Below are 25,851 nucleotides of genomic sequence, written 5' to 3'. Positions count from 1 at the left end.
CAGCATAATAATCTGTTTACCTGCACGGCCACATTGCGTAAAAAAAGCGCATATAGCGCATTATTATTGTCGGGCGTGGTTTTTAGTAAAGCAGGGATGCAACATCGTTTTATAATTGTGAACTCCCTGATTTCACTCTGCTGATTTGGAAATGATTTATGACGAGGCAACGCCTTTTCGCAGTGAATACAATGCTGGTGCAGATATTGTCATGAGTACTTCTCCTCTGCTGAGTATCATTACCCCGATGTACAATGCGGGCAGCATGTTTGATGAGTTCATGCAGTCACTGCTGGCGCAGACGCTGACTCTGCTTGAGATCATTATCGTCGATGACGGTTCAACCGATGGCTCAGGCGAGCGCGCCGATCAGTATGCACAGCAGCATTCTTACATTCGTGTGATTCATCAGGAAAATGGCGGCGTCTCGCACGCCCGTAACGCCGGGCTGGCGATTGCCCGCGGGAAATATGTCACCTTCCCTGATGCGGATGACACCATGCAACCCGATATGTATCAGACGCTGGTGACGCTGGCGGAAGCAGATAATCTGGATGCGGCACAGTGCAACGCCGAGTGGTTTTTCAAACACAGCCAGCGGGTAAAGCCGCTGATTCCGCTGGATCGCCTGCGCAGCACGCCGGTACTGAGCGGTGCCGACTGGCTGAATACCGCACTGAAAACCCATCGTTATATGCATGTGGTCTGGCTGGGCATCTATCGCCGGGAACTGATTGAGCAGCATCAGTTGCAGTTTGAACCCGGCCTGCATCATCAGGATATTCCCTGGACCACCGAGTTTATGCTGCTGGCAAAACGCGTGCGTTATACCGAAGCGGTACTCTATCGCTACTATATGCACGACGCCTCAATCAGCAATCGCAAACGTACCGGCGAGCGCAACGTAGAGTATCAGCGTCACTACATGAAGATTGCGCGACTGCTGGAAGAGCTCAATGACCGCTATCGTGACCGCGTGAAGATCTACCCGTCGTTTCACTATCAGGTGACCCATGAAGCGCTCAGCGTGTGCCACAGTGTAAGACGTGAGCCTGACGCCCGCGCACGCCAGGCAATCATTGCCGAGCTGTTCGCCACCCGGACACACCTGCGCATGTTACGCAACGCCCGGGGAATTAAGCAGTGGTATCAGTTGCTGTTGTGGCTGGCCCGGCTCTATCGCTGGCGTGATAAATAACCTTTGAGGCTGGCTTTATCCTAAAAAGGGTTTGCCCTACAATCGGTTCACTGAATTCTGAGAACTCTTGTTTATGGCCAGCCTGACTCCAGCAAACATCTCTCCAAAAAATATATTACTGATTAAGCTGCGCCATCATGGTGACATGCTGCTCACAACACCCGCCATCAATGCGCTTCATGAGCGTTATCCGCAGGCCAGCATCGACGTGTTGCTCTATCAGGAGACGCGTCCGATGCTGGAAGCGCATCCGGCTATCCGCCATTTGCACGTCATCGATCGTAAATGGAAGCAGGAGGGCACCTGGCGCAAGCTGGGCCATGAGCGTGCATTAATTCGCGCCATACGTGACGCACATTATGATCTGGTGATTAATCTGGCCGATCAGTGGCGGGCTGCCCTGATTACGCGGCTCTCTGCGGCACCCGTTCGCATCGGTTTTGCCTATAAAAAACGTGATAACGTCCTGTGGCGATGGTGTCACAATCAGCTGGTCTCCACACACAATCACAGCAAGCTGCATACCGTTGAGCAGAATATGTCGGCGCTGGCACCCCTCGGCATCAGCAGCGACGGCGCACGTGTCTCAATGCACTACAGCGACGCTGACCAGCAAATTGTGCTGACCCGACTGGCAGAGCATCAGGTCACCGCGCCCTATATTGTGGTGCAGCCGACCTCACGCTGGGGCTTTAAATGCTGGGAAGAGGAGAGTGTTGCCGCCACGCTCGATCAGCTGGCGCAGCCGGGCCGCAAAGTGGTGCTGACCGCCGGGCCGGACAAACAGGAGCTGGCGATGATCAACCGCATTCGGGCACTGTGTGCGTCGCCGGATGTGGTTTCGCTGGCCGGTCAGTTTACTCTGCCACAGCTGGCGGCGCTTATCGATCATGCCCGACTGTTTATTGGTGTCGACTCTGCACCAATGCACATGGCCGCCGCACTTGAAACGCCCTGTATTGCGCTGTTTGGCCCGACCAAGCTGCAGCACTGGCGGCCATGGGGCGACAACAATCATGTCATCTGGGCGGGTGATTATGGCCCGCTGCCCTCACCCGATTCCATCGACACCAAAACAGACCAGCGTTATCTGTCGGCCATTCCGGTGAAGGATGTGGTCGCGGCAGCGAGGAGCTATCTGAATGAGTAAGTTACGGCTGGCGATTGTCCGGCAGAAATATCGTCCGGATGGCGGTGCCGAGCGTTTTATCTCGCGCGCGCTGGAAGCGCTGGGCAGCGAGCAGCTCGATCTCAACATCATTACCCGCAGCTGGCAGGGCACACCCAATCCTGACTGGCATCTGCATATCTGTAATCCTGCAAAGCTGGGCCGGGTATCCCGTGAGCGCGGTTTTGCCCGTGCAGCACGCGCCTGCTGGGAGCGCGAAAAGTTCGATATTGTGCAAAGCCACGAGCGCATCGCGGGCTGTGATATTTTTCGCGCGGGTGATGGTGTTCATCGCGTCTGGCTGGAACAGCGCGCCCGCATCGTCTCATCGTGGCAACGACTGAGTGCTGTGCTCAGCCCTTATCATCGCTATGTCTTGCAGGCGGAAGCGGAGATGTTTAACTCTCCGACGCTGAAAGCGGTGATCTGTAATTCTGAGATGGTAAAGCGCGATATCCTGCGCTGTTTCTCGCTCGACGCCGGAAAAATCCACGTTATTCATAATGCTATCGACGCCAGCCGTTTCCAGCCCGCCACGGAAGCAGCACGTCGCGCCACCCGTCAGCAGCTGGCGCTGCCCGATGCGGCCACCGTACTGATTTATGTCGGCTCCGGCTTTGAACGCAAGGGCTTGAAAGCGGCGATACAGGCGCTGGCTGCCAGCGACCGTTATCTGATTGTGGTGGGTCAGGATAAGCAACTGCAGCGGTATCAGCAGCTGGCAAATCAGCTTAACTGTCTGGACCGCCTGCGCTTTGTCGGCGTACAGCAGGATGTGCAGCCGTTCTATCACGCGGCTGATGGCCTGCTGCTGCCCACCCTCTACGATCCTTTTCCTAATGTGGTACTGGAGGCGATGGCCTGCGGCTTACCGGTGATTACCAGCACTGGCTGCGGTGGCGCAGAATTTATTACCGCTGGTCAGGAAGGCTTCGTCTGTGATGCGTTGGATATCAACGGGTTAAATCAGGCTGTTAATGCATTACCGGCGCTTTCCGTCGATTCACGAATGGGTGACGCGGCGCGGCGCAAAATTGAACCTTATGGTCCACAACGGCTGGCGCAGGCGCTGACTTCGCTTTATCAGCAGGTCCTGAGCAGCAACTGACAATGTGGGATGAGTGCATGCGGGGTTTCTGATAACATGCCGCCATCTGATTTTAATCTGCTTTTAGACGCGAATTTGCTGTAACGGTAACTATGACGACCTTTTACACCGCATTGCTCTACTTAATTCAGCCACTCATTTGGCTGCGCCTGTGGCTGCGCGGTCGTAAAGCGCCTGCCTATCGCAAACGCTGGGCAGAACGCTATGGCTATTGTGTCGGCAAAGTTAAGCCCGACGGCATTGTGCTGCACTCGGTCTCTGTGGGTGAAACCCTGGCCGCGATCCCGCTGGTGCGCGCTCTGCGTCATCGTTACCCGACCCTGCCGATTACCGTCACCACCATGACGCCTACCGGCTCTGAACGCGCGCAATCTGCATTTGGCAAAGATGTGCATCACGTCTATCTGCCTTATGATCTGCCGGGTTCGATTAATCGTTTTCTGGATACGGTCAACCCACGCCTGGTGATCATCATGGAAACCGAGCTGTGGCCGAATATTATCCGCATTCTGCACCAGCGTAATATTCCGCTGGTGATCGCCAATGCCCGCCTCTCGGCCCGATCGGCCAAAGGCTACCGCAAGCTGGGTAAATTCATGCGCCGGCTGTTGCAGAGCATCACGCTTATCGCGGCGCAGAATGCGGAAGATGGCGACCGCTTCCTGAGCCTGGGCCTGAAACGTTCTCAACTAACGATTACCGGCAGCCTGAAGTTTGATATTTCCGTGACGCCAGAACTGGCCGCCAGAGCGGTGACGCTGCGTCGTCAGTGGGCGCCGCGCCGTCCGGTGTGGATCGCCACCAGCACGCACGAAGGTGAAGAGGCCATTGTGCTGGATGCTCATCGCCGCCTGCTGCAGACCTTCCCGGATTTGCTGCTGATTCTGGTGCCCCGCCATCCCGAGCGTTTTAACGATGCCCGTGAACTGACGCAGGAACGCGGCTTCAGCTTTATCCTGCGCAGCAGCGGCGAGATCCCTTCTGGCTCAACGCAGGTGGTTATCGGAGACTCAATGGGCGAACTGATGCTGCTATACGGCATTGCCGATCTGGCCTTTGTCGGCGGCAGCCTGGTTGAACGGGGTGGACACAACCCGCTGGAGCCTGCTGCCCATGCGCTTCCGGTTCTGATGGGACCCCATATCTGGAACTTCAAAGATATCTGCAGCAAGTTGCAGGAAGGCCAGGGGCTGATCACCGTCACCGACGTGATTTCGCTGGAAAAAGAGGTCACCAACCTGTTACAGGATGATGATTACCGCCGTTATTACGGACGTCATGCGGTAGACGTGCTGCACCAGAATCAGGGTGCGCTACAGCGTCTGCTACAGTTACTCGAACCGCATCTGCCACCACGGGCCCACTAATGTCAGCACGCCAACGTCTTTCCGTGGTGATGATCGCCAAAAACGAAGCGGAACTGCTGCCTGAATGCCTGGCCTCGGTCAGCTGGGCCGATGAAATTATCGTGCTGGACTCAGGCAGCCATGACAACAGTGTCGAGATCGCCACGCAGGCTGGGGCGAAGGTCTACCTCAATGATGACTGGCAGGGCTATGGTATCCAGCGCCAGCGCGCGCAGCACTATGCCACCGGCGACATGATTCTGATGATCGATGCGGATGAACGCGTGACACCTGAACTGCGCGCCGCGATTGAGCAGGTGCTGGTCGCGCCACCCAGCCGTACGGTTTATAGCCTGGGCCGCAGTAATCTGTTTCTCGGCCGCTTTATGCGCCATAGCGGCTGGTATCCTGACCGCGTCATGCGACTCTACCCACGCACCTTCCGCTACAATGACAATCTGGTGCATGAATCACTGCAAAGTGACGGCGCGCCGGTGGTGGCATTACCCGGCGATCTGCAGCATCTGACCTGCCGCGATTTAATCGCCTTTCAGCGCAAGCAGCTGGCTTATGCCGAAGCCTGGGCTACGGAACGCCATCGGCGCGGTAAGCGTTGCAGCCTGTTTTCTCTGTTCAGCCATACGCTGGGCGCGTTTATGAAAACCCTGCTGCTGCGTGCCGGTTTTCTCGACGGAAAGCAGGGCTGGATTCTGGCGGTGGTCAATGCGCAATATACCTTCAATAAATATTCAGCCCTCTGGGCGCTGAATCATGCTTCGGCAAAAGGGCGAGTATGATCACGAAAGCCATCTATCCCGGAACGTTCGATCCTGTGACGCTCGGCCATCTCGACATCGTGACGCGGGCAGCGCAGATGTTTGATCAGGTCATTCTGGCCGTTGCCGCCAGCCCCAGCAAAAAACCAATGTTCAGCCTGGATGAGCGCGTGGCGCTGGCCGGTGAAGTGATAGCCCATCTGCCCAACGTTGAGGTGGTCGGATTCAGCGACCTGATGGCGAATTTCGCCCGTGACCAGCAGGCGAATGTGCTGGTTCGTGGCTTGCGTGCGGTGTCAGACTTTGAATATGAAATGCAGCTGGCGCAGATGAATCGTCACCTGCTGCCAACGCTGGAGAGTGTTTTCCTGATGCCGTCTGAAGGCTTCTCGTTTATCTCATCTTCGCTGGTCAAAGAGGTGGCGCGTCACGGCGGCGATGTGACCGCCTTCCTGCCCGCGCCGGTGCATCAGGCATTGCTGGCTAAACTGGCTTAATGCTGGCAGTTCGGGCACCAGTAGGTGCTGCGCTGCCCGTGTCTGCCGCTGACAATCGGCGTACCGCATGCCCGGCAGGGTTCGCCTGCCCGCCCATAAACCTGTAACTGCTGTGCAAAATAGCCGGGTTTACCGTCGGTCTGTAAGAAGTCACGCAGTGTGGTTCCGCCCTGCTCAATGGAGCGTAACAGCACCGCTTTGATGGTATTGACCAGCAGTTCCGCTTCGGCCTGCGACAGACTGCCGGCAGCACGATCGGGAATGATCCCGGCGGTAAACAGTGACTCGCTGGCGTAAATGTTGCCCACGCCCACCACCACTTTGTTATCCATCAGCCACTGCTTGATGAGCGTCCGCTTGCCGCGTGACTTCTCAAACAGGTAAGCGCCGTCAAACTCCTCGCTAAGCGGCTCCGGCCCGAGATGTGCCAGCACGCTGCTGCCCGCCAGATCGCTGCTCCAGAGCCAGGCACCAAAGCGGCGCGGGTCGGTGTAGCGCAGCACTTTGCCGTTGCTCATGACCAGATCAACATGGTCATGCTTCGCCGCTGGCAGCTCTTCTGACAGCACGCGCAGGCTACCGGACATGCCAAGGTGGATAATGATCCAGCCATGCGGCAGCTCCAGCAGCAGATATTTCGCCCGGCGCTGCACACTGAGCACCGGCTGATCGCTCAGCGCCAGGATCTCCTGCGAAACAGGCCAGCGCAAACGTGAATTACGCACCACGGCGTGAAGGATGGTTTCACCGACCAAATGCGGTTCGATACCGCGACGGCTGGTTTCAACCTCTGGCAACTCTGGCATACCTTCTCCTCAGCGTTTTACACAAACAAAAAACCCGGCCGGAGCCGGGTTTTTAGCAGAACACTAAAATTACTTAATTTTAGCTTCTTTGTAGAGCACATGCTGACGTACAACCGGATCGAACTTTTTCAGTTCCAGCTTCTCTGGTTTAGTACGTTTGTTCTTCGTGGTGGTATAGAAGTGACCTGTACCAGCAGAGGAAACCAGCTTGATCTTCTCACGAATACCTTTAGCCATGATTCAGTTCCTTAGTACCTTAGTACTTCTCACCACGGGCACGCATATCGGCTAACACCGTATCAATGCCCTTTTTATCAATAATACGCATACCTTTAACAGATACACGCAGAGTAACGAAGCGCTTCTCGCTCTCAACCCAAAAACGGTGTGAGTGCAGGTTCGGAAGGAAACGGCGTTTCGTCGCGTTCATTGCGTGGGAACGGTTGTTACCCGTCACCGGACGCTTTCCAGTTACCTGGCAGACTCGTGACATGTCAATATCTCCAAAAATCAAATCAGCTCGAGCTTTAAAAATTAGGTTTGGGCCGCCTCGTCAGGCTTGCAGCCCGCCAGGCGAATTCCATGGAACCCGCTAAGCTGGCCTAACCGCCAAACCCGAGATTCTCAAAGGTGGCGTAGTATACGCCGCTCAGCCCAAGTGCTCAAGTCCCGAACAGATAAAGATCCCGAATGATCGGGCAAAAAGCCGCCACCTGGCGTGAAATCCCCCCCTGTCAGAGCCATCCCCGCTCGGCAAAGGAGACATATTCGCCATGCCCAATCACCAGATGATCGAGCAGACGGATGTCGAGTAGCTGGCAGGCTTCGCTGACTTTATGGGTCACTTCACGGTCTGCACGGCTCGGCTCCGCCATGCCCGACGGGTGATTATGCGCCAGTATCAGAGCGGCAGCATTGAGCTTCAGCGCTTCCCGGACAATCTCGCGGGGGTGAACTTCCACGCTGTTAATGGAACCAGAGAACATATTTTGTGCCCGCAGCACCCGATGCTGATTATCCAGAAACAGTGCCATGAAGATCTCTCGCTCCTGATGGGCTAACAGACTTTGCAGATACTGGCGCGTAATTTGTGGATTTTCCATTGCGCTTTCGCGGGCCAGCTTACTGGCGAAAAAACGCTTCGCCAGTTCGGCAATCGCATGAAGTTGTGCCAGCTTGGCATCGCCGACCCCTTTGATTTCACCGAATGCCGCTTTGTCTGACGTCATGAGCTGATAAAGCGAGCCAAAACCGTCCAGCATCTGTCCGGCCAGCTCCAGGACGTTCTGTCCAGGCGATCCGGTACGGAGAAAAATGGCCAGTAGTTCGGTATCGCTGAGGGCATGCGCACCCAGCTTCCGGAGTTTTTCCCGTGGTCCCTTTATTTTCATATCCGCTCTCCCTGAGATGAGCCTTAGCATGGCCCATCATGAAGAGTGCAGCTATCAGTGAAGCTGCAATCTACGAGACGGCTCGCAAACGCAGTCAGTGAAAAGGCGCATCCGCGCTTTTGTGATAAAGTCCGTGCATTCGCCGCCGCGAGCGGCAGAGAGCTTAGTGAGGCCAACATCATGATGGGATTAGCCGGCAAAAAAATTCTTCTTGGCGTGAGCGGTGGTATTGCTGCTTATAAAGCACCTGAGCTGGTGCGCCGCCTGCGCGATCGCGGTGCTGATGTCCGCGTGATGATGACAGAGGGGGCGAAAGCATTTATTACTCCGCTCAGCCTGCAGGCTGTCTCCGGCTATCCGGTATTTGACGATCTGCTTGATCCGGCAGCGGAGGCGGCGATGGGTCATATTGAACTGGCAAAATGGGCCGATCTTATTGTGCTGGCACCGGCCACTGCTGACCTGATTGCCCGTATTACTGCCGGTATGGCAAACGATCTGGTGACGACCGCCGTGTTAGCGACGGCCTCACCCGTGGCAGTGGTGCCCGCTATGAATCAGCAGATGTATCGTGCGGCGGTGACCCAGCATAACCTGCAGAGCCTGCAGGCGCGTGGCGTGCTGATTTGGGGACCGGACAGCGGCAGCCAGGCCTGCGGCGATGTCGGGCCGGGCCGGATGCTCGACCCGCTGGTGATTGTTGACCATGCGGTGCAGTGGGCTACGCCCGTCAACGATCTGCAACATCTCAACATTATGATTACCGCCGGCCCTACCCGTGAGGCGCTGGACCCGGTGCGCTACATCACTAACCACAGCTCCGGCAAAATGGGCTTTGCTATTGCCGCCGCCGCCGCCAGACGCGGTGCACAGGTCACGCTGGTCAGCGGCCCGGTCACCCTGTCTGCGCCAGCGGGTGTGCGGCGAATTGATGTGACCAGCGCGCTGGAGATGCAGGCCGCCGTCATGAGTGAGATAGATAAACAACATATTTTCATTGCAAGCGCAGCCGTGGCAGACTACCGGGCAGCCGATATTGCGGCCGATAAAATCAAGAAACAGGGCGGCGATGATAACGTCACGCTGAACCTGGTAAAGAATCCCGATATTGTTGCCGGCGTCGCTGCACTTCAGGAAAACCGGCCGTTCGTCGTTGGATTTGCTGCTGAAACACAGAATGTGGAAGAATACGCCCGGCAAAAACGGGTGCGCAAGAATCTGGATCTGATCTGCGCTAACGACGTCGCTAAAGCCGGACAGGGGTTTAATAGCGACACCAATGCTCTTCACCTTTTTTGGCAGGATGGAGAAAAACGCTTACCGCTCAGCGATAAGTCACTCCTTGGCCAACAATTAATAGACGAGATTGTCAGCCGTTATGATGAAAAAAATAGACGTTAAAATCCTGGATCCGCGCGTCGGCAAAGAGTTTCCACTGCCGACCTACGCGACTTCAGGTTCCGCTGGGTTAGATTTACGCGCCTGCATTGATGATGTTCTCGACATCGCACCAGGCACCACAACGCTGGTTCCGACCGGCCTGGCGATTCATATTGCCGACCCCGATCTGGCCGCTGTGATCCTGCCGCGCTCAGGCCTTGGCCATAAACATGGCATCGTGCTGGGCAACCTGGTGGGTCTGATTGACTCCGACTATCAGGGACAGCTGATGGTCTCGGTCTGGAATCGCGGCCAGGAAAGCTTCTCGCTGCAACCCGGCGATCGCATGGCACAACTGGTCTTTGTACCGGTGGTGCAGGCGGAATTTAACCTGGTCGAAGATTTCGACGCCAGCCTGCGCGGCGAAGGCGGTTTCGGCCACTCCGGTCGCCAGTAACCCGCATTACCGACTTTCACTTACGCCCGTTATTTTTTCCTCATCGCCACAGGACGCGTTCCTGTGGCAGATGCGTAGGTGTTGCCTGTTTTTAGGTGAATTTCAGGGGTCTTTAAGGTCATGGCAGAAAAAAAAGTCGCGAAGCGGAATCGTCGCGAAGAGATTTTGCAGGCGCTGGCGCAGATGCTGGAGTCGGGTGATGGCAGTCAGCGCATTACCACAGCCAAACTGGCAGCCACGGTGGGCGTTTCCGAAGCGGCACTGTATCGTCACTTCCCGAGTAAGACACGAATGTTCGATAGCCTGATTGAGTTTATCGAAGACAGTCTGATTACCCGCATCAATCTGATCCTCAAGGATGAAAAAGAGACCATGACGCGTCTGCGTCTGATCGTGCAACTGATTCTGGGATTTGGTGAGCGTAATCCGGGACTGACACGTATTCTGACCGGCCATGCATTGATGTTTGAGCAGGACCGACTGCAGGGACGCATCAATCAGCTGTTCGAGCGGATTGAAGTGCAGCTGCGACAGGTGATGCGGGAACGGAAAATGCGCGAGGGCGAAGCCTTTCAGGCCGATGAGGCGCTGCTGGCAAGTCAGTTGTTGGCATTCTGTGAGGGTTTACTGTCACGGTATGTCCGTTCTGAGTTTCGTTTCAGTCCTACCGCAGACTTTGAGGCTCGCTGGCCGCTGATTGCCGCGCAGCTGGCGTAAAGCGTAAAAGAAGGCGGGCATTGCGCCCGCCTCTGTTAAATCCCGTACGCTTTCTGATAGGCACGTACCTGAGCCAGATGATCGGCCATCTCAGGCTTCTCTTCCAGCCAGGCAATCAGGTCTGCCAGCGTAATAATTGCGGTCACTTTGCAGCCGTAATCACGTTCCACTTCCTGAATCGCCGACATTTCTCCGCGTCCACGCTCCTGACGATCAAGCGAGACCAGTACGCCTGCCAGAGTGGCGTTGTGCGCACCGATAATATCCATCGACTCACGAATCGCGGTGCCTGCGGTGATCACATCGTCCACCAGCATCACTTTGCCCTGCAGCGGACTGCCAACCAGCAGGCCACCTTCGCCATGATCTTTCGCTTCTTTACGGTTAAAGCAGTAAGGCACATCGCGGTCATGATGATCCGCCAGCGCCACCGCCGTGGTGGTGGCAATCGGAATGCCTTTATAGGCCGGGCCGAACAGCAGATCAAAATCAACAGCGCCATCCACCAGCGCCTGCGCGTAGAAGCGTCCCAGCAGCGCTAAATCCCGTCCGCTGTTAAACAGACCAGCATTAAAGAAATAGGGGCTTTTACGCCCGGACTTCAAAGTGAACTCACCGAACTTCAGCACCTGCTTGTTCAGGGCAAATTCAATAAACTGACGCTGCCAGGCTTTCATTTCTCACTCCTCAAATAAAGAAAAGGCGACTCTGAGGTCGCCTGTTACATCAATTTTCCAGCGCTGCTTTCTGCGCCTGAATTAATTCCTCAATTCCGCCCCGAGCCAGCGCCAGTAGCGTCAGCAACTCTTCATGGCTGAACGGTTCGCCTTCGGCAGTGCCCTGCACCTCGATCATGCGGCCATCTTCCAGCATCACGACGTTCATGTCGGTTTCTGCGGCTGAGTCTTCAACATACTCCAGATCGCACAGCGCTTCGCCTTTGACGATGCCCACTGAAATCGCCGCGACCATGCCTTTCATCGGGTTCGCTTTCAGTTTACCGCTGGCCACCAGCTTGTTCAGCGCATCAGCCAGCGCCACGCAGGCTCCGGTGATTGATGCGGTGCGAGTGCCGCCATCGGCCTGAATTACGTCACAGTCGAGCGTAATAGTAAATTCACCCAGCGCTTTAAGATCAACCGCGGCGCGCAGTGAACGGGCGATCAGACGCTGAATCTCCAGCGTACGTCCGCCCTGCTTGCCTTTTGCAGCTTCACGCGCCATACGGCTGTGGGTCGAACGCGGCAGCATGCCATATTCGGCCGTTACCCAACCCTGGCCCTGGCCTTTGAGGAAACGCGGAACCCCTTCGTCTACCGAGGCAGTGCAAAGCACTTTCGTTTCGCCGAATTCCACCAGAACGGAACCCTCTGCGTGTTTGGTGTAATTGCGGGTCAATGTGACTGGACGCACCTGTTGTGCGCTACGGCCTGCTGGACGCATGGGTATTCTCCGGCTTGCTAATGATTGGCTGCGCATTATACGGACTTCCTTGTCCGCTGTCTCTTACGCTGGTCTGACGCAGGCATCAGATGAAATTCCCCGCCAGCTGTGGCTAAATGCGCGTTCCTTTCTCTCTGATAAAAAAGACATATGGCCGCCATTCTTCATTTCCTGCTGGCGCTGGTGGTGATCTTCGCCCTTGCGCTGCTGGTCAGTCATGACCGTAAACAGATTCGCCTGCGCTTTATTATTCAACTGATTGTGGTGGAAGCCGCGCTGGGTTGGTTCTTCCTTCACTCTGCCGGAGGTCTGGCGCTGGTCGGTTCGTTCGCCGGTTTCTTTGAGACGCTGCTGGGTTTTGCCGCACAGGGCACGGAGTTCGTGTTTGGCGGAATGAGCAAACAGGGTCTGGCATTTATCTTCCTCGGCGTGCTCTGCCCGATTGTCTTTATTTCGGCACTGATCGGCATATTGCAGCACTGGCGCATCCTGCCGCTGCTGATCCGTATTTTCGGGACGCTGCTGTCGAAGATTAACGGCATGGGCAAGCTGGAGTCGTTCAACGCCGTCAGCACGCTGATTCTTGGGCAGTCGGAAAACTTCATCGCTTATAAAGGGATTCTGGGTGATATCCCGCCACGTCGGCTCTACACCATGGCGGCGACCGCGATGTCTACCGTTTCGCTGTCGATTGTCGGTGCTTATATGTCGATGATCGAACCGAAGTATGTGGTTGCGGCACTGCTGCTTAACATGTTCAGCACCTTTATTATCCTGTCAATCATCAACCCGATGAAAAGCCAGGATGAGCAGCCTATCGCGCTGGATAAACTGCATGAAGAGCAGAGCTTCTTTGAGATGCTGGGTGAGTACATCCTGGCAGGCTTCAAAGTCGCGATGATTATTCTGGCCATGCTGATTGGCTTTATTGCCCTGATTGCTGCCGTCAACGCGCTGTTTGCGGCGGTGTTCGGCTACAGCTTCCAGCAACTGCTCGGCTACCTGTTCTATCCTCTGGCCTGGCTGATTGGCATTCCCAAAGCCGATGCCCTGCAGGCGGCCAGCATCATGGCAACCAAACTGGTGGCGAATGAGTTTGTGGCGATGATTGAACTGCAGAAAGTCGCGGCAGGCATGAGTGCGCGTGGACTGGGTATTCTGTCGGTGTTCCTGGTCTCGTTCGCTAACTTTGCCTCTATCGGCATTGTGGCGGGCGCAATAAAAGGCCTGAATGAGAAACAGGGAAATGTGGTTTCCCGTTTTGGCTGGAAGCTGGTCTATGGCTCCACGCTGGTCAGTCTGCTCTCCGCAGCCTTTGCCGGTCTGTTTATCTGATTATTCAACGGGCGGCAATTCTGCCGCCCGCTTTCGCCTTAGAATCCGACGCAGACGGGTGCATCTACCCGCATAACCGACTCCTGACCAAACCGTTTTTTATAGAGGCTGCGTAACGTCTCAATATCAACGTTGGTGGCGGGGTCGATCCCGTGGATCAGCATCAACGCCTTACTGTTCTCCCGTGCCAGCTGACCGTTCTTGCCCAGCCATTGCCCTTTGGCATCATAGACCGACAGGCCCGCTTTAAACCGTGGCGTGACCTCATTATCCACGAAGTTCATCCAGTCGAGTGAACTCACCCTGCCGCCATCAGGCTTGCTCAGTCCAAACCACAACGTGGTCTGCATCATCATGTCGCCACCCGCACAGATGGGTTGCGGTTTAGTGGGCGGCGAGTGGCGTGCCTGGCAACCTGCCAGCAGCAGAGCCATCACAACAGGAAGGGCAATAACGCGAGACATAGATCAGTCATCCTCACAAAGGGTCAACGGCCATCATAAGTGGCTGTCGCTGAAAGCGGAAATGGTTCGTTATTTTCCTGTGCGACGCTTATGCCTGTTATGCCGTGGCTCGCCTCGCTATACTTCACCCATCTTTCCGCAAATGAGTACCGCTTATGATCCGCAGTATGACCGCTTATGCCCGCAGCGAAGCCAAAGGCGAATGGGGCAGCGCCGCCTGGGAGCTGCGTTCCGTGAACCAGCGTTATCTGGAAACCTACATCCGCCTGCCGGAACAGTTTCGTGGGCTGGAGCCGGTTATCCGCGAGCGCATTCGCCAGCGTCTGACGCGCGGTAAAATTGAGTGCAACCTTCGTTATGATGCCGATCCCAGCGCGCAGGGCGAACTGATGCTCAACGAAACGCTGGCGAAACAGCTGGTGCAGGCTGCCAACTGGGTAAAAATGCAGAGCGACGAAGGCGCGATTAATCCGCTGGATATTCTGCGCTGGCCAGGTGTGATGTCTGCGCAGGAACAGGATCTGGATGCCATCAACACCCAGTTGTTGCAGGCACTGGATGGTGCGCTTGATGACTTTATTGCGGCACGTGAAAGCGAAGGTACCGCCCTGAAAGCGATGATTGAGCAGCGTCTGGAAGGCGTCTCGCAGGAAGTCAGCAAAGTGCGTGCGCAGATGCCTGAGGTGATCAAATGGCAGCGTGAGCGGCTGGTCGCCAAACTGGAAGATGCTGAAGTCCAGCTGGAAAACAATCGCCTTGAGCAGGAACTGGTGATGATGGCGCAGCGTGTTGACGTTTCTGAAGAGCTGGATCGTCTGGATGCGCACGTTAAAGAGACTTACAACATCCTGAAAAAGAAAGAAGCAGTTGGCCGCCGTCTCGATTTTATGATGCAGGAGTTCAATCGTGAGTCGAACACGCTGGCTTCGAAGTCGATCAACGCCGAAATCACTACGTCAGCTATTGAACTGAAGGTGCTGATTGAGCAGATGCGCGAGCAGATTCAGAATATCGAGTAATTTCCACTCAACAAAGCGCTCGCAGTAGCGCTTTGTTCCCCTCTCAGGCGCTGTCAGCACTTAAAGAGTTAGCTCCTTCCGCGAATTGATCGCTTTTTCAGCGCGGCCAGCATCAGAATCAGGTAAAGATAAATAAATAATCATTTCCAGACTGTTCCTGAAACGGCCTCGCTTACAATTAAAGCTTCTTTCAGGCTTAGATTAATTATTTGAAAAATAATGATTTTATCGGGTTAATGTACTTTTATAGCCGGTATTAACGCTTCTCCATGAAACAGGTCAATCCTGTAGATGCCGGAGTTTCCCTTTCTTTGAAGGCACTTTTTGATAAAATGTTGGTCGAAATCAGTACAGCTGTACCGCCTTAAGACTCATGGAAGTGCTCTTTGTGCGATGCATCCCTCTATCCCATGAAGGTTGTTAATGAAAAACACCGGAAAATTTAGCAGTTCGCTGCTGCATCCGCGTTATTGGTTTACCTGGTTTGGCCTTGGCGTACTCTGGCTGCTGGTCCAGCTCCCCTATCCTGTTCTTATGCGTCTCGGTGCCGGTGCCGGCAAAATCTCTCGCCATTTCCTGCAGCGCCGCGAGCGTATTACCCGTCGTAACATCGAACTCTGCTTTCCGGGCATCAGCGAAGAAAAAACAGAACATATGATTGCCGGCAATTTCGCGTCGCTTGGGATGGCGCTGGCTGAAACCGGTATTGCCTGGTTCTGGTCTGACCGTGCGGTAAGACGTCTGTTTAAAGTGTCGGGAATGGAAAACCTGCATGCCGCGCAGAAAGAAAAGCGAGGCGTGATGCTGATTGGTGTGCATTTCATGTCACTGGAGCTGGGCGGCCGCATCAGCGGACTCTGTCAGCCAATGATGGCGATGTATCGCCCACACAATAACCAGGCGATGGAGTATGTGCAGACTAAAGGCAGGATGCGCTCAAATAAAGCGATGATCGACCGTCGTGATCTACGCGGTATGGTTAATGCCCTGAAACAGGGTGAATCGGTCTGGTTTGCGCCTGACCAGGATTACGGCCCTAAAGGCAGCACCTTTGCGCCGCTGTTTGCGGTGGAAAAAGCCGCCACGACTAACGGGACTTTTGTTTTGTCGCGTCTGGCGAAGCCAGCGATGGTGCCGATTATGCTGATTCGTAATCCAGGAAATGATGGCTACCATTTGATCATCGAACCGATGCTGGAAAATTATCCTCATACGGACGAGGCTGCTGCTGCAGCTTATATGAACAAAGTGATCGAAAATCAGATCCTTCGCGCACCCGAACAGTACCTTTGGCTGCATCGTCGCTTCAAAACCCGGCCACCGGGTGAAAAGTCGCTCTACGTCTGAGTTAACTGATAAAGCAGGCCTCGTGCCTGCTTTGTTGTTTTAATCTGCTGAACGACATCTGCTTTACGTCCACTCTCTCATCCTCGTTTGCTATGCTCTTATACTGCCTCTGCCGTTATAGCTACCTCTACAGTTTCTGCTGTTCAGCACACCTGTCTGCGTCCGGCAGGCTGGTATCAAAGAGATAATTAAGGAATGATGAATCCTCTTACCTCGTCAATGCCGGACAATCTTATGGATATCAACGATACACAGCAGTGGCAGCGTCCGCTGATTGATGATCGCCTTACGCCCTATATTGAAGTGGATGCAGAGCGCCTGGAGCAGAACCTGCAGCATATGCAGCGCAAAGCCAGTGCGGCAGGCGTCGCGTTGCGACCCCATATCAAAACGCATAAAAGCGTCTGGATTGCGCAGCGTCAGATCGCGTCCGGTGCCCAGGGTGTTACCGTCTCTAAGCCCAGCGAAGGCATCAGCTTTATTCAGGGCGGTGTTCGTGATCTGCTATTAGCCTACCCGATTGTGCAACCGCAAAGCGTGGCTGAATTGCTGCGCCACGCCGTGCTTCATCAGGCAAAGCTCACCCTGATTGCGGGCAGGCTGCAGGGCGTGGCGGCTATTGCTGATGCCTGCCAGCAGCAACCGGAATGCGACCTGGCGGTAGCGATTAAGGTTGATGTTGGATTACATCGGATAGGTGTCAATCCTGATACAGATGAAGCGGTGCTGATTGCTCAGGCGCTGCAGGACAAAGGGTTACGCTTTGCCGGATTAGTGTCACATGCCGGCCACGCTTATGGTGCCGGTAATGCCGCGGCCATTGCGGATGTCGCCCGGCAGGAAACGGCATTGATGCAGCGAGTACAGGCAAAACTGCAGGCGGCTGGTTTTACCGACTGCCCTCTCTCTGTAGGTTCAACGCCTACGGCGCTGGCAGCAGAGATTGCACCCTGCATGAATGAAATCCGGCCCGGAAACTATGCACTACTGGACCTTACCGCCTGCCGTCTCGGATTAAGTCACGTCGATCAGCTGGCAATGAGCGTCATTACCCGTGTCGTGGCGGTGAACGATCATTTCGCGATTGTGGATGCCGGGTCAAAAATGCTGAGTTCGGATAAAGGGCCACACGGCACCAATGCCAGCGGCTTTGGTGTGGCAGCCGACGAAGCGGGTCAGACTTATGAAGTGACAAAATTATCTGAGGAGCACGGTTTTCTGCTTTATCAGGATCGCCGCCCTGAAGTCGGCATGCTGCTGCGTATTTTCCCTAATCACAGTTGTGCCGTGATGGCGCAGTCGGACAGCTTTGTTCTGCGGCACGCTAACGGCCATAGCGAAGATCATGTGGTTTCTGCGCGCGGCAATTTCATCTGAGTCAGTGGCAGACAGCATCATCCGTTGTCTGCCGTTTGTACGAAACCCTTTCAACACCACACTTCTGCTGTTACAACGTTTTAACAAGCCTGACCCCATGCTTTAATGCCTTTTTAGCTTATTCACCGGAGGTTACATGCTCTCCTCTCGCACTCTGAGCCTGACGATTCCACGTCACTGGTTGGATCTTTATGAAACCATCTGGAAGCCAGAATTTTTCCCAAAGTGGGCTTCCGGGCTGACGCACAGCGCGTTAGAACCCGATGGCAATCGCTGGCGTGCTAAAGGCCCCCAGGGCAATGTGAAGATCCGGTTCTCGCCACATAATCCGTTTGGGGTAATGGATCACTGGATTGATAGCGGCTCGGGAAAGGAGATCTACGTACCGATGCGCGTGATAGCAAACGAACAGGGCGCCGAGGTGATGGTAACGGTTTATCGCCAGCCATTTACTTCAGATGAGAAATTTAAGCAGGATATTGAATGGGTTAGCAACGATCTTGAGAAACTCAACCAGCTTCTTACACAATAAATCAATGACTTAGCGCGCCTTTTTCTCTGCATTTATCACTGGCCGCTAATGAAAAAAAATAGAAAAACTTTCGACGATAAAGCATAAAGCGCTTATCTGATTACTCATCATCCTTACGCATTTATCACCAACCCTGCTTAAGCATCGTTGCCAGGAAAAATCCTGGCAAAATCCTCTGAAAGGCAGGCGACCCCCTCTGATTTCGGGCCTCCTGGTTTGCCGCACAAACAATTTCTGAATGACCCATACATTAATCATTAACAATCGTTTATTAGCAATCTGCTGGGGATTTAATATTTATCATGCATAAAGTGAAACCATTTATTTCTGCGGTCGCGTAATCAGACTTTTCTTATGGTGTTAAATTAAATAAAACAATGTATAAATCATTCCACACACAGCAATACCCATAATGATAAAGCAGGAAAAAAGTCATGGACCGCTCGGCGTATCCTTTGTTATCAGAAAAAGAATGCGTTGAGATTGCCGCAAGGATGCTGGCAGGAGAATATAAAACTACAACAGGATTTATTCGTGATCTGGCGGAATTCTTATTCGCTGAAGGGAATTCCGCCATGACACGAAACAGCGATTTTACCAGGGATATCTTTTTTATCCAGGCATCATTTGATTGAATCCATAATAACATGGCAAGCCTGTAAAGCGTTTTCAGGACTTCGGCCGGAAAAATTGCACTAACTAACGGTGTTACAGCAACCTCTCCTTGCCGTTACACAACTATTTAATTCTCACAGAGTCGATGGACTCTAACGAGTATATTATGGCAATACGTGAAAGCAGTCTGAATGGCGCAAAATGGTCTCTGCTCTCTTCAATCAAAATTATTGGCATCGGCGTATTACAACTCTCGTTGCTGGCGCAGATTCTGCAGGCGAATGAGCTCAATCTGCTGGCGATCGCCGTGATAGCTTTACTGGCTATCGATACTCTGGCCGATCGGGGCTTCTCAAATACGCTGATCCGCCGCTCGATTCTCTCTATCAATGACCTCTCCACGATCTACTGGGGTAATATGTTGATGGGGGTCGCGGTGTTTGGTCTGTTATTTACTGGCAGCCACCTGCTGACCAGCCTTTTTGATCAACCTGAACTGGCATTAATGCTGCAGATGGTCTCAGTGGTGTTTATTATCATCCCACAGGGTCAGCATTACCGTGCGATATTACAGCGCGAAAAACAATATACCCGTATCGCTTTTGCTGAAACCTCCTCGGTATTAGCCGGACTTGCCGTCACCTTATTTACCGTCTGGCTGACCCCTTCAGTATTGTGTGCGATCTGGGGTTACCTGGCGATGGCATCCATTCGTATGCTGATTTACTGCTACTACGGTCGTTCATGGTTCCAGCCGGAATACCGTTTTAGCCTGAATGCATTTTCTAAAATTCGTGCAAGAAACAAATAATAAAATAAGTCTGTATGGTGGGCTCTGAGCATCCGAAACGATGCGTTGGCGTGCTGTTAACCAGCACGCCTTTTCTTTTTATTTAGTCTGTCGCAATATTTACCTGATCGATTCTTTTCCCGCAGCATCCAGCCCTTTTTTATCTCCTGTATAAACTGGTTTTCGACCAGCGGCTATCTGGCGATCGTCGTCAGTTCACCGCCCGCCCTGGGTCGGAAAACCCCGCGCCGGAACGCGCAAACCCTCTGTACGTTGTTTCCTCTCAACTTTTTCAATCACCTGCCGCAGTCCCTTCGCAAAAAAGTCTTTCTATGATGACGCCAGCGCTGGCTGGTATAAACTGCGCTCATCCCGGACGCCGATTGCCAGAAAATCTTCGGCGCCGTCTCTCAAGCAATGCCGTAGTCTTGCCGCCGTCTTACTGGAGTCTGCTATGTTACTGACCGTTCTCTACATTATTGGTATTACTGCTGAAGCCATGACGGGTGCGCTGGCGGCGGGGCGTCGCAAAATGGATCTGTTCGGTGTCATCATTATCGCGTCCGTGACCGCCATTGGTGGCGGTTCGGTGCGCGACATCCTGCTGGGTCACTATCCGCTGGGCTGGGTGAAACATCCCGAATACATCATGATTGTTGCAGCGGCGGCGGTAGTGACCACTTTCCTGGCACCCCTGATGACGCATCTGCGCAAAGTGTTTCTGGTGCTCGATGCGTTAGGACTGGTGGTCTTTTCTATTATCGGCGCGCAGGTTGCGCTCGATTCAGGACACGCCATGATTATTGCCGCGATAAGTGCGGTCATTACCGGCGTCTTTGGCGGCGTACTGCGTGACATGTTCTGTAATCGCATTCCGCTGGTGTTTCAGAAGGAACTCTACGCCGGTATCGCTTTCGCCTCTGGCTGGATGTATATCCTGCTGCTGAAAACCACACTGGCGCATGAAGCGGTGATTATCATTACCCTGTTGTTCGGATTCTTCGCCCGTTTACTGGCGCTGCGCTTCCGTCTTGGTTTGCCGATTTTCAACTATCCCCATCCCGAGCATTGAGGATGCGGGAATTCCCTGCTGTCTCAGGAAAGCGATCAGCGCCTGCAGGCGGTCATCATGGAACTGCGTAACCAGGCGCTTTGCCAGCGCCGCCCCGACACCCGGTAAAGCTTGCCAGTCCCTGACATCCCGCTGCGTTAAGCTCTCCCACTGCTGATCGGGCAGCGCATTGAGGGCCTTCCGCGGCAGTGAAACACCTAAGGCATCCACCCAGCGACGAAGCGGCTGCTGACGGGTGAGATTAAAACGGTGCCAGAGCTGACCCGCCCGCTCCCGAGAGAGGCCCGTTGCGGCGGCGATCTGTTCCGGTGTTAACGTCAGCCAGCCGAACAGGTGCGTCATACTGCCGGTTTCCAGTAAGTGCAGCCAGGTGCTGCGCTCAACGCCAGGAATATTCAGCACCGTTTTCTGACTGAGCCAGCGTAATTTTGCCAGTAGCTGCTTCTGGCATTCAGCGCTGAAGGTGTAACAACTCAGCGGCGTGTAGCGCGACGCGTCGGGAGGCTGAGGATAGTGCCGCTCTGCCACGCGCCAGATCACCCGCTCCAGCCGGGGAATGCCCTGGCCTGCCAGACTCAGTGTGATGACATCTCCCGCCACGATATCGCTCTCCTGCCAGCGACGCAGCGATCCAACATTGACCCGCCTGACCGTCTTATCATCCAGCTGTACCGGCTGCAGATTAAGTACCGCGGCTATCTTCCCGGTTCGGCCGACTGGAAAATCGACGGAGAGCACTTCAGCGCTGACTTCCGGAGGCTGATATTTCCAGGCAACGGCCCATGTTCCCTCTCCAGGCAGCCAGTTTTTGCCCGCAGGTCGCAGGCTCTGATGAACGACGACACCGTCAGTGACAAAGGGCAGCGCAGCATGAAACCAGCGCTCCCGCCACGCTGCAACCTCCTCTTCGTCTTTAACGCTGTGGCTCCATTTTGCGGCAACGCCCAGTCCCCATCGGCTGAGTTGCTGAAGGCGTTCCCTCATCGTGGCGGGGCCATCTGGCCAGGCCCAGATAAAAATATCGAGCGAGTCCAGCAGAGGAACCCGCTGCTTGCTCATCATGGCGCCAGCGACCTGTGAGCGCGCATTCCTGCCGCCATCAACTGCCTGCTGATGACCGGTCATCGAGAGAAACAGCTCACCCTGCAGCACAACCTCTTCAAGTCCGGTCTCGATCTGCAGCGGAATCGCAGGGATCCAGGCGGCTTTAGCCAGCCACTCTTCACCGCGTAATCCATCACCACGACTTAACAGTGAAACCAGTCTGCCGTGGCGATAAACCAGGGAAACGGCAATGCCATCCACTTTCGGCTGCACCCAGAGATCGTGCCGCCCCTGCATCCAGTAAGCCAGGGCCAGCTTGTCGCGCATCTTTTTTACGCCCGTGTGGGCGACCGGATGCAGGTGCTCACCCTCACCCGGCAGTTGCGGTGCGTAAGCGGGCTGCAGAAGGTTAAAGCAGTGCTGCCAGTGATTCAGTCGCTGCTGCAGACTGTCATAATCTGCATCAGCCACCGGACTCTGCCCCTGACGATAGTAAGCATCATCCCAGTGCTGCAGCTGCTGTTGCAGACGACGGATCTCTTCTGACGCCCGGGTGGGTGTCCAGACGGGACAAAGGGCGCTATGCGCAGGCCATAGGACGATCCACAGAGCAGCCGCAAACAGCGGCCAGCCGAATCCTTTCATGATCTCTCTCCTGACGTTTTGCAGCATTCAATACCGGTGCTTCAGTGTCAGCCAGAGGTGATGTTCAGCTATGGAAGGGATGCCGTCGCAATCAGGGAATAATTACAGTCGTCCGACAGAGATTTGCGCGAAGATGCGCAAAAGTTGGGTGTTGCCGCTGCGCAAACGCTGCGTGGCGGCGGGAAGCTGTGTATACTGTGCAGGAAATCGACTCCGCTTTTAATCAATTCAAGAAAACCATGGCTCAAGGCACGCTCTATATTGTTTCTGCTCCCAGCGGCGCAGGTAAATCCAGCCTGATTCAGGCGCTGTTAAAGACCCAGCCGTTGTATGATACGCAGGTCTCTGTTTCGCACACGACGCGCGGTATGCGTCCGGGTGAAACCCATGGCGAACATTACTTTTTTGTTGAGAAGCATGAATTTGAGCAGATGATCGCGGAAGAGGCTTTCCTCGAACATGCCAAAGTTTTCGACAACTATTACGGTACCTCGCGCCATGCTATTGAGCAGGTGCTGGCAACCGGCGTTGACGTGTTTCTCGACATCGACTGGCAGGGTGCGCAGCAAATTCGCACCAAAATGCCTGGCGCACGCAGCATCTTTGTTTTGCCGCCTTCGAAAGAAGAGCTCGATCGCCGTCTGCGCGGTCGTGGCCAGGACAGCGAAGAGGTGATCACGCGTCGCATGGCTCAGGCGGTAGCGGAAATGAGCCACTACGCCGAGTATGACTATTTAATTGTGAATGATGATTTCGATCTGGCGCTGTCCGATTTGAAAACCATTATTCGCGCAGAACGTCTGCGTATGGCGCGTCAGAAGGCGCGTCACGATGCTTTAATCAGCAAACTGTTGGCAGTCTGAATACAGTTTCAGTATGATGCGCAGTCATTTCTTCATCTGTGGAGTAGCACACCTATGGCACGCGTAACCGTTCAGGACGCAGTAGAAAAAGTTGGTAATCGTTTTGACCTGGTGTTGGTCGCTGCACGTCGTGCACGTCAGATGCAGGTAGGCGGCAAAGATCCACTGGTTCCGGAAGAGAACGATAAACCTACCGTTATCGCCCTGCGCGAAATCGAAGAAGGTTTGGTCACCAATCAGATTTTAGATGTGCGTGATCGTCAGGAACAGCAAGAGCAGGAAGCCGCTGAGTTACAGGCCGTTACCGCTATCGCTGAAGGTCGTCGTTAACAGCCACCTGCAGGTTGCCCTTGTATCTGTTTGAAAGCCTCAATCAACTGATTGAAAAATACTTGCCAGAGGAGCAGATCAAGCGCCTCCAGCAAGCCTACCTTGTCGCACGTGATGCCCACGAGGGACAGACACGCTCCAGCGGTGAGCCTTATATCACCCATCCGGTTGCCGTGGCCTGTATTCTGGCGGAAATGAAGCTCGACCATGAAACTCTCATGGCCGCGCTGCTGCATGACGTGATCGAAGATACGCCTGCCACTTACCAGGACATGGAACAACTGTTCGGTAAAAGCGTGGCGGAACTGGTCGAAGGCGTTTCCAAGCTGGATAAGCTGAAATTCCGCGACAAGAAAGAAGCGCAGGCAGAGAACTTCCGCAAGATGATTATGGCGATGGTGCAGGATATCCGCGTCATTCTCATCAAGCTGGCTGACCGCACCCACAATATGCGCACTCTCGGCGCATTACGCCCGGACAAACGTCGCCGCATCGCGCTGGAAACGTTAGAGATTTACAGTCCGCTGGCGCACCGCCTGGGTATTCATCATCTTAAAACAGAGCTGGAAGAGCTCGGTTTTGAGGCCCTCTATCCGAACCGTTATCGGGTCATTAAAGAGGTGGTGAAAGCCGCGCGCGGTAATCGTAAAGAGATGATCCAGAAGATTCTTTCTGAGATCGACGGCCGTTTGCAGGAAGCGGGCATTCCCTGCCGCGTCAGCGGGCGTGAAAAGCATCTTTACTCGATTTACCGCAAAATGACGCTGAAAGAGCAGCGTTTTCACTCGATCATGGATATCTATGCCTTTCGCGTCATCGTGAAAGATCTGGATACCTGCTATCGCGTTCTGGGCCAGATGCACAGTTTGTATAAACCGCGTCCGGGCCGCGTCAAAGATTATATCGCCATCCCCAAAGCGAACGGCTATCAATCGCTCCATACCTCAATGATTGGTCCGCACGGCGTGCCGGTCGAAGTACAGATTCGCACCGAGGATATGGATCAGATGGCGGAAATGGGGGTCGCTGCGCACTGGGCTTATAAACAGGCGGGCGAAAGTGGCACCACCGCACAGATTCGCGCTCAGCGCTGGCTGCAAAGCCTGCTGGAGCTGCAACAGAGTGCGGGCAGTTCGTTTGAATTTATTGAAAGCGTGAAGTCCGATCTCTTTCCCGATGAGATCTACGTCTTTACACCTGAAGGCCGCATTGTTGAGCTGCCAACCGGTGCGACGCCGGTGGACTTCGCTTATGCGGTCCACACCGATATCGGCCATGCCTGCGTTGGCGCACGCGTTGACCGCCAGCCTTATCCGCTGTCGCAAACCCTGACCAGCGGTCAGACGATTGAGATCATCACCGCGCCTGGCGCCCGTCCTAACGCCGCCTGGCTCAACTTTGTCGTCAGCTCCAAAGCCCGCGCAAAAATTCGTCAGCTGCTGAAAAACCTCAAGCGCGAAGACTCCGTCAATCTGGGTCGCCGCCTGCTCAGCCATGCGCTGGGCGGCAGCCGTAAACTGGCTGAGATCCCGCCTGAGAATATCAGGCAGGAGCTGGATCGTATGAAGCTGACCTCGCTTGACGATCTGCTGGCAGAAATCGGTCTGGGCAATGCGATGAGCGTGGTGGTGGCGAAGAACCTGTTGCAGGCTGACAGCAACGCCATCAGCAGCAACAGCAAGCGCGGTAAACTGCCGATCAAAGGTGCAGATGGCGTGTTGATTACCTTCGCCAAATGCTGCCGTCCGATTCCCGGTGACCCGATTGTTGCCCATGTCAGTCCCGGCAAAGGGCTGGTGGTGCATCATGAATCCTGTCGGAATATTCGCGGCTACCAGAAAGAGCCTGAAAAATTCATGCCGGTCGAGTGGGATAAAGTCACCGAGCAGGAGTTCGTGGCGGAAATCAAAGTCGACATGTTTAACCATCAGGGCGCACTGGCTAACCTGACGGCGGCAATCAACACGGCCGGTTCCAATATTCAGAGCCTGAATACCGAAGAGCGTGATGGCCGCGTTTACAGCGCCTTTATCCGCCTGACCGCACGTGATCGCGTCCATCTGGCGAATATCATGCGTAAAATTCGCGTGATGCCGGATGTGATCAAAGTCCATCGTAACCGTAATTAGGC

General features: G+C 54.5%; 28 protein-coding genes. 20 read left to right on the top strand and 8 right to left on the bottom strand.

Annotated features, from left to right (window positions below):
- Window positions 1-211 precede the first annotated feature (211 nt).
- From ACX8ZY_RS00625 to coaD, 6 genes are all read left to right on the top strand, one after another.
- Window positions 212-1,198, top strand: coding sequence for a glycosyltransferase (locus ACX8ZY_RS00625; protein ID WP_228312358.1), 987 nt, complete (start codon window positions 212-214; stop codon window positions 1,196-1,198).
- Window positions 1,199-1,271: 73 nt separating this feature from the next.
- Window positions 1,272-2,348 (top strand): putative lipopolysaccharide heptosyltransferase III, encoded by a 1,077-nt coding sequence (gene rfaQ, locus ACX8ZY_RS00620; protein ID WP_010672090.1) that lies wholly within the window; start codon window positions 1,272-1,274, stop codon window positions 2,346-2,348.
- The gene (locus ACX8ZY_RS00615) at window positions 2,341-3,474 is read left to right on the top strand and encodes a glycosyltransferase family 4 protein (protein WP_010258274.1); all 1,134 of its coding nucleotides are present in this window, start codon (window positions 2,341-2,343) and stop codon (window positions 3,472-3,474) included. The genes rfaQ and ACX8ZY_RS00615 overlap by 8 nt, the downstream gene beginning before the upstream one ends.
- Window positions 3,475-3,566: 92 nt before the next feature.
- Window positions 3,567-4,841: a lipid IV(A) 3-deoxy-D-manno-octulosonic acid transferase gene (waaA, locus tag ACX8ZY_RS00610; protein WP_010258275.1), complete on the top strand. Its 1,275-nt coding sequence runs from the start codon at window positions 3,567-3,569 to the stop codon at window positions 4,839-4,841.
- Window positions 4,841-5,617 (top strand): glycosyltransferase family 2 protein, encoded by a 777-nt coding sequence (locus ACX8ZY_RS00605; RefSeq protein WP_033773160.1) that lies wholly within the window; start codon window positions 4,841-4,843, stop codon window positions 5,615-5,617. Before waaA ends, ACX8ZY_RS00605 begins: the two co-directional genes overlap by 1 nt.
- Entirely contained in the window at window positions 5,614-6,093 is a 480-nt protein-coding gene (gene coaD / locus ACX8ZY_RS00600) for a pantetheine-phosphate adenylyltransferase (protein WP_010258279.1), read from the top strand. Before ACX8ZY_RS00605 ends, coaD begins: the two co-directional genes overlap by 4 nt.
- On the opposite strand, the gene mutM is transcribed toward coaD, so the two are convergent.
- The 4 genes from mutM to radC all read right to left on the bottom strand — a co-directional run bounded on the left by mutM (window position 6,090) and on the right by radC (window position 8,290).
- Entirely contained in the window at window positions 6,090-6,899 is an 810-nt protein-coding gene (gene mutM, locus ACX8ZY_RS00595) for a bifunctional DNA-formamidopyrimidine glycosylase/DNA-(apurinic or apyrimidinic site) lyase (RefSeq protein ID WP_010672095.1), read from the bottom strand. The genes coaD and mutM overlap by 4 nt on opposite strands.
- Window positions 6,900-6,968: 69 nt before the next feature.
- Window positions 6,969-7,136: a 50S ribosomal protein L33 gene (gene rpmG / locus ACX8ZY_RS00590; RefSeq protein WP_003024094.1), complete on the bottom strand. Its 168-nt coding sequence runs from the start codon at window positions 7,134-7,136 to the stop codon at window positions 6,969-6,971.
- Between the two features lie 19 nt (window positions 7,137-7,155).
- Window positions 7,156-7,392 (bottom strand): 50S ribosomal protein L28, encoded by a 237-nt coding sequence (gene rpmB, locus ACX8ZY_RS00585; RefSeq protein ID WP_006121249.1) that lies wholly within the window; start codon window positions 7,390-7,392, stop codon window positions 7,156-7,158.
- A 241-nt stretch (window positions 7,393-7,633) separates the two neighbouring features.
- Window positions 7,634-8,290, bottom strand: coding sequence for a RadC family protein (radC, locus tag ACX8ZY_RS00580; RefSeq protein WP_010258361.1), 657 nt, complete (start codon window positions 8,288-8,290; stop codon window positions 7,634-7,636).
- Window positions 8,291-8,470: 180 nt separating this feature from the next.
- On the opposite strand from radC, the gene coaBC reads away from it, so the two are divergent.
- The 3 genes from coaBC (at window position 8,471) to slmA (ending at window position 10,844) form a co-directional block, all read left to right on the top strand.
- A complete protein-coding gene (coaBC, locus tag ACX8ZY_RS00575) occupies window positions 8,471-9,691 on the top strand; it encodes a bifunctional phosphopantothenoylcysteine decarboxylase/phosphopantothenate--cysteine ligase CoaBC (protein ID WP_122889939.1) in 1,221 nt (406 codons plus the stop codon).
- Window positions 9,669-10,127 carry a dUTP diphosphatase gene (dut, locus tag ACX8ZY_RS00570; RefSeq protein WP_022624903.1) on the top strand — a complete coding sequence of 153 codons (459 nt, stop codon included), beginning with the start codon at window positions 9,669-9,671 and terminating at the stop codon, window positions 10,125-10,127. Before coaBC ends, dut begins: the two co-directional genes overlap by 23 nt.
- A 120-nt stretch (window positions 10,128-10,247) precedes the next feature.
- Complete coding sequence (gene slmA, locus ACX8ZY_RS00565; RefSeq protein WP_010258372.1) at window positions 10,248-10,844, top strand: nucleoid occlusion factor SlmA; 597 nt, start codon at window positions 10,248-10,250, stop codon at window positions 10,842-10,844.
- Between the two features lie 35 nt (window positions 10,845-10,879).
- Here slmA and pyrE read toward each other — a convergent pair whose 3' ends face one another.
- On the bottom strand, window positions 10,880-11,521 hold the full coding sequence (gene pyrE, locus ACX8ZY_RS00560) for an orotate phosphoribosyltransferase (RefSeq protein ID WP_031591887.1): 642 nt from the start codon (window positions 11,519-11,521) through the stop codon (window positions 10,880-10,882).
- A 49-nt stretch (window positions 11,522-11,570) separates the two neighbouring features.
- Window positions 11,571-12,287: a ribonuclease PH gene (gene rph / locus ACX8ZY_RS00555; RefSeq protein WP_010258378.1), complete on the bottom strand. Its 717-nt coding sequence runs from the start codon at window positions 12,285-12,287 to the stop codon at window positions 11,571-11,573.
- A gap of 150 nt (window positions 12,288-12,437) precedes the next feature.
- Between rph and ACX8ZY_RS00550 the strand changes: the two genes are divergently transcribed.
- Window positions 12,438-13,622 carry a NupC/NupG family nucleoside CNT transporter gene (locus tag ACX8ZY_RS00550; protein ID WP_031591888.1) on the top strand — a complete coding sequence of 395 codons (1,185 nt, stop codon included), beginning with the start codon at window positions 12,438-12,440 and terminating at the stop codon, window positions 13,620-13,622.
- 38 nt (window positions 13,623-13,660) lie between these two features.
- Here the strand turns inward: ACX8ZY_RS00550 and ACX8ZY_RS00545 are convergent, their stop codons facing one another.
- Window positions 13,661-14,086 carry a DUF3574 domain-containing protein gene (locus ACX8ZY_RS00545; RefSeq protein ID WP_182500990.1) on the bottom strand — a complete coding sequence of 142 codons (426 nt, stop codon included), beginning with the start codon at window positions 14,084-14,086 and terminating at the stop codon, window positions 13,661-13,663.
- Between the two features lie 155 nt (window positions 14,087-14,241).
- On the opposite strand from ACX8ZY_RS00545, the gene ACX8ZY_RS00540 reads away from it, so the two are divergent.
- The 7 genes from ACX8ZY_RS00540 to ACX8ZY_RS00510 all read left to right on the top strand — a co-directional run bounded on the left by ACX8ZY_RS00540 (window position 14,242) and on the right by ACX8ZY_RS00510 (window position 20,838).
- Window positions 14,242-15,105 carry a YicC/YloC family endoribonuclease gene (locus tag ACX8ZY_RS00540; protein WP_010258384.1) on the top strand — a complete coding sequence of 288 codons (864 nt, stop codon included), beginning with the start codon at window positions 14,242-14,244 and terminating at the stop codon, window positions 15,103-15,105.
- A 423-nt stretch (window positions 15,106-15,528) separates the two neighbouring features.
- A complete protein-coding gene (gene lpxP, locus ACX8ZY_RS00535) occupies window positions 15,529-16,452 on the top strand; it encodes a kdo(2)-lipid IV(A) palmitoleoyltransferase (RefSeq protein ID WP_022624898.1) in 924 nt (307 codons plus the stop codon).
- 234 nt (window positions 16,453-16,686) lie between these two features.
- Window positions 16,687-17,829 (top strand): alanine racemase, encoded by a 1,143-nt coding sequence (locus tag ACX8ZY_RS00530; protein WP_158132136.1) that lies wholly within the window; start codon window positions 16,687-16,689, stop codon window positions 17,827-17,829.
- 136 nt (window positions 17,830-17,965) lie between these two features.
- A complete protein-coding gene (locus tag ACX8ZY_RS00525; protein ID WP_010258391.1) occupies window positions 17,966-18,361 on the top strand; it encodes a hypothetical protein in 396 nt (131 codons plus the stop codon).
- Between the two features lie 434 nt (window positions 18,362-18,795).
- A complete protein-coding gene (locus tag ACX8ZY_RS00520; protein WP_045139498.1) occupies window positions 18,796-18,996 on the top strand; it encodes a hypothetical protein in 201 nt (66 codons plus the stop codon).
- Between the two features lie 146 nt (window positions 18,997-19,142).
- Window positions 19,143-19,787, top strand: a complete 645-nt coding sequence (locus tag ACX8ZY_RS00515) for an oligosaccharide flippase family protein (protein WP_010258395.1) — start codon at window positions 19,143-19,145, stop codon at window positions 19,785-19,787.
- A 433-nt stretch (window positions 19,788-20,220) separates the two neighbouring features.
- Window positions 20,221-20,838: a trimeric intracellular cation channel family protein gene (locus ACX8ZY_RS00510; protein ID WP_010258398.1), complete on the top strand. Its 618-nt coding sequence runs from the start codon at window positions 20,221-20,223 to the stop codon at window positions 20,836-20,838.
- Here ACX8ZY_RS00510 and ligB read toward each other — a convergent pair.
- Window positions 20,776-22,527: an NAD-dependent DNA ligase LigB gene (ligB, locus tag ACX8ZY_RS00505; RefSeq protein ID WP_157354319.1), complete on the bottom strand. Its 1,752-nt coding sequence runs from the start codon at window positions 22,525-22,527 to the stop codon at window positions 20,776-20,778. The two genes, ACX8ZY_RS00510 and ligB, sit on opposite strands and share 63 nt — an antisense overlap.
- 239 nt (window positions 22,528-22,766) lie before the next feature.
- Between ligB and gmk the strand changes: the two genes are divergently transcribed.
- The 3 genes from gmk to spoT are packed head-to-tail and all read left to right on the top strand — an operon-like array spanning window position 22,767 to window position 25,849.
- Entirely contained in the window at window positions 22,767-23,390 is a 624-nt protein-coding gene (gene gmk / locus ACX8ZY_RS00500; RefSeq protein ID WP_010258405.1) for a guanylate kinase, read from the top strand.
- A gap of 54 nt (window positions 23,391-23,444) precedes the next feature.
- Window positions 23,445-23,720 carry a DNA-directed RNA polymerase subunit omega gene (rpoZ, locus tag ACX8ZY_RS00495; RefSeq protein ID WP_003851346.1) on the top strand — a complete coding sequence of 92 codons (276 nt, stop codon included), beginning with the start codon at window positions 23,445-23,447 and terminating at the stop codon, window positions 23,718-23,720.
- Between the two features lie 20 nt (window positions 23,721-23,740).
- A complete protein-coding gene (gene spoT, locus ACX8ZY_RS00490) occupies window positions 23,741-25,849 on the top strand; it encodes a bifunctional GTP diphosphokinase/guanosine-3',5'-bis pyrophosphate 3'-pyrophosphohydrolase (RefSeq protein WP_010258411.1) in 2,109 nt (702 codons plus the stop codon).
- Window positions 25,850-25,851 lie beyond the last annotated feature (2 nt).

This window comes from Pantoea sp. XAF26B01_ASV70 (genome assembly GCF_054512635.1).
The sequence above is the reverse complement of the archived record's forward strand: the minus strand, read 5'-3'. Positions and strand labels throughout refer to the sequence as shown.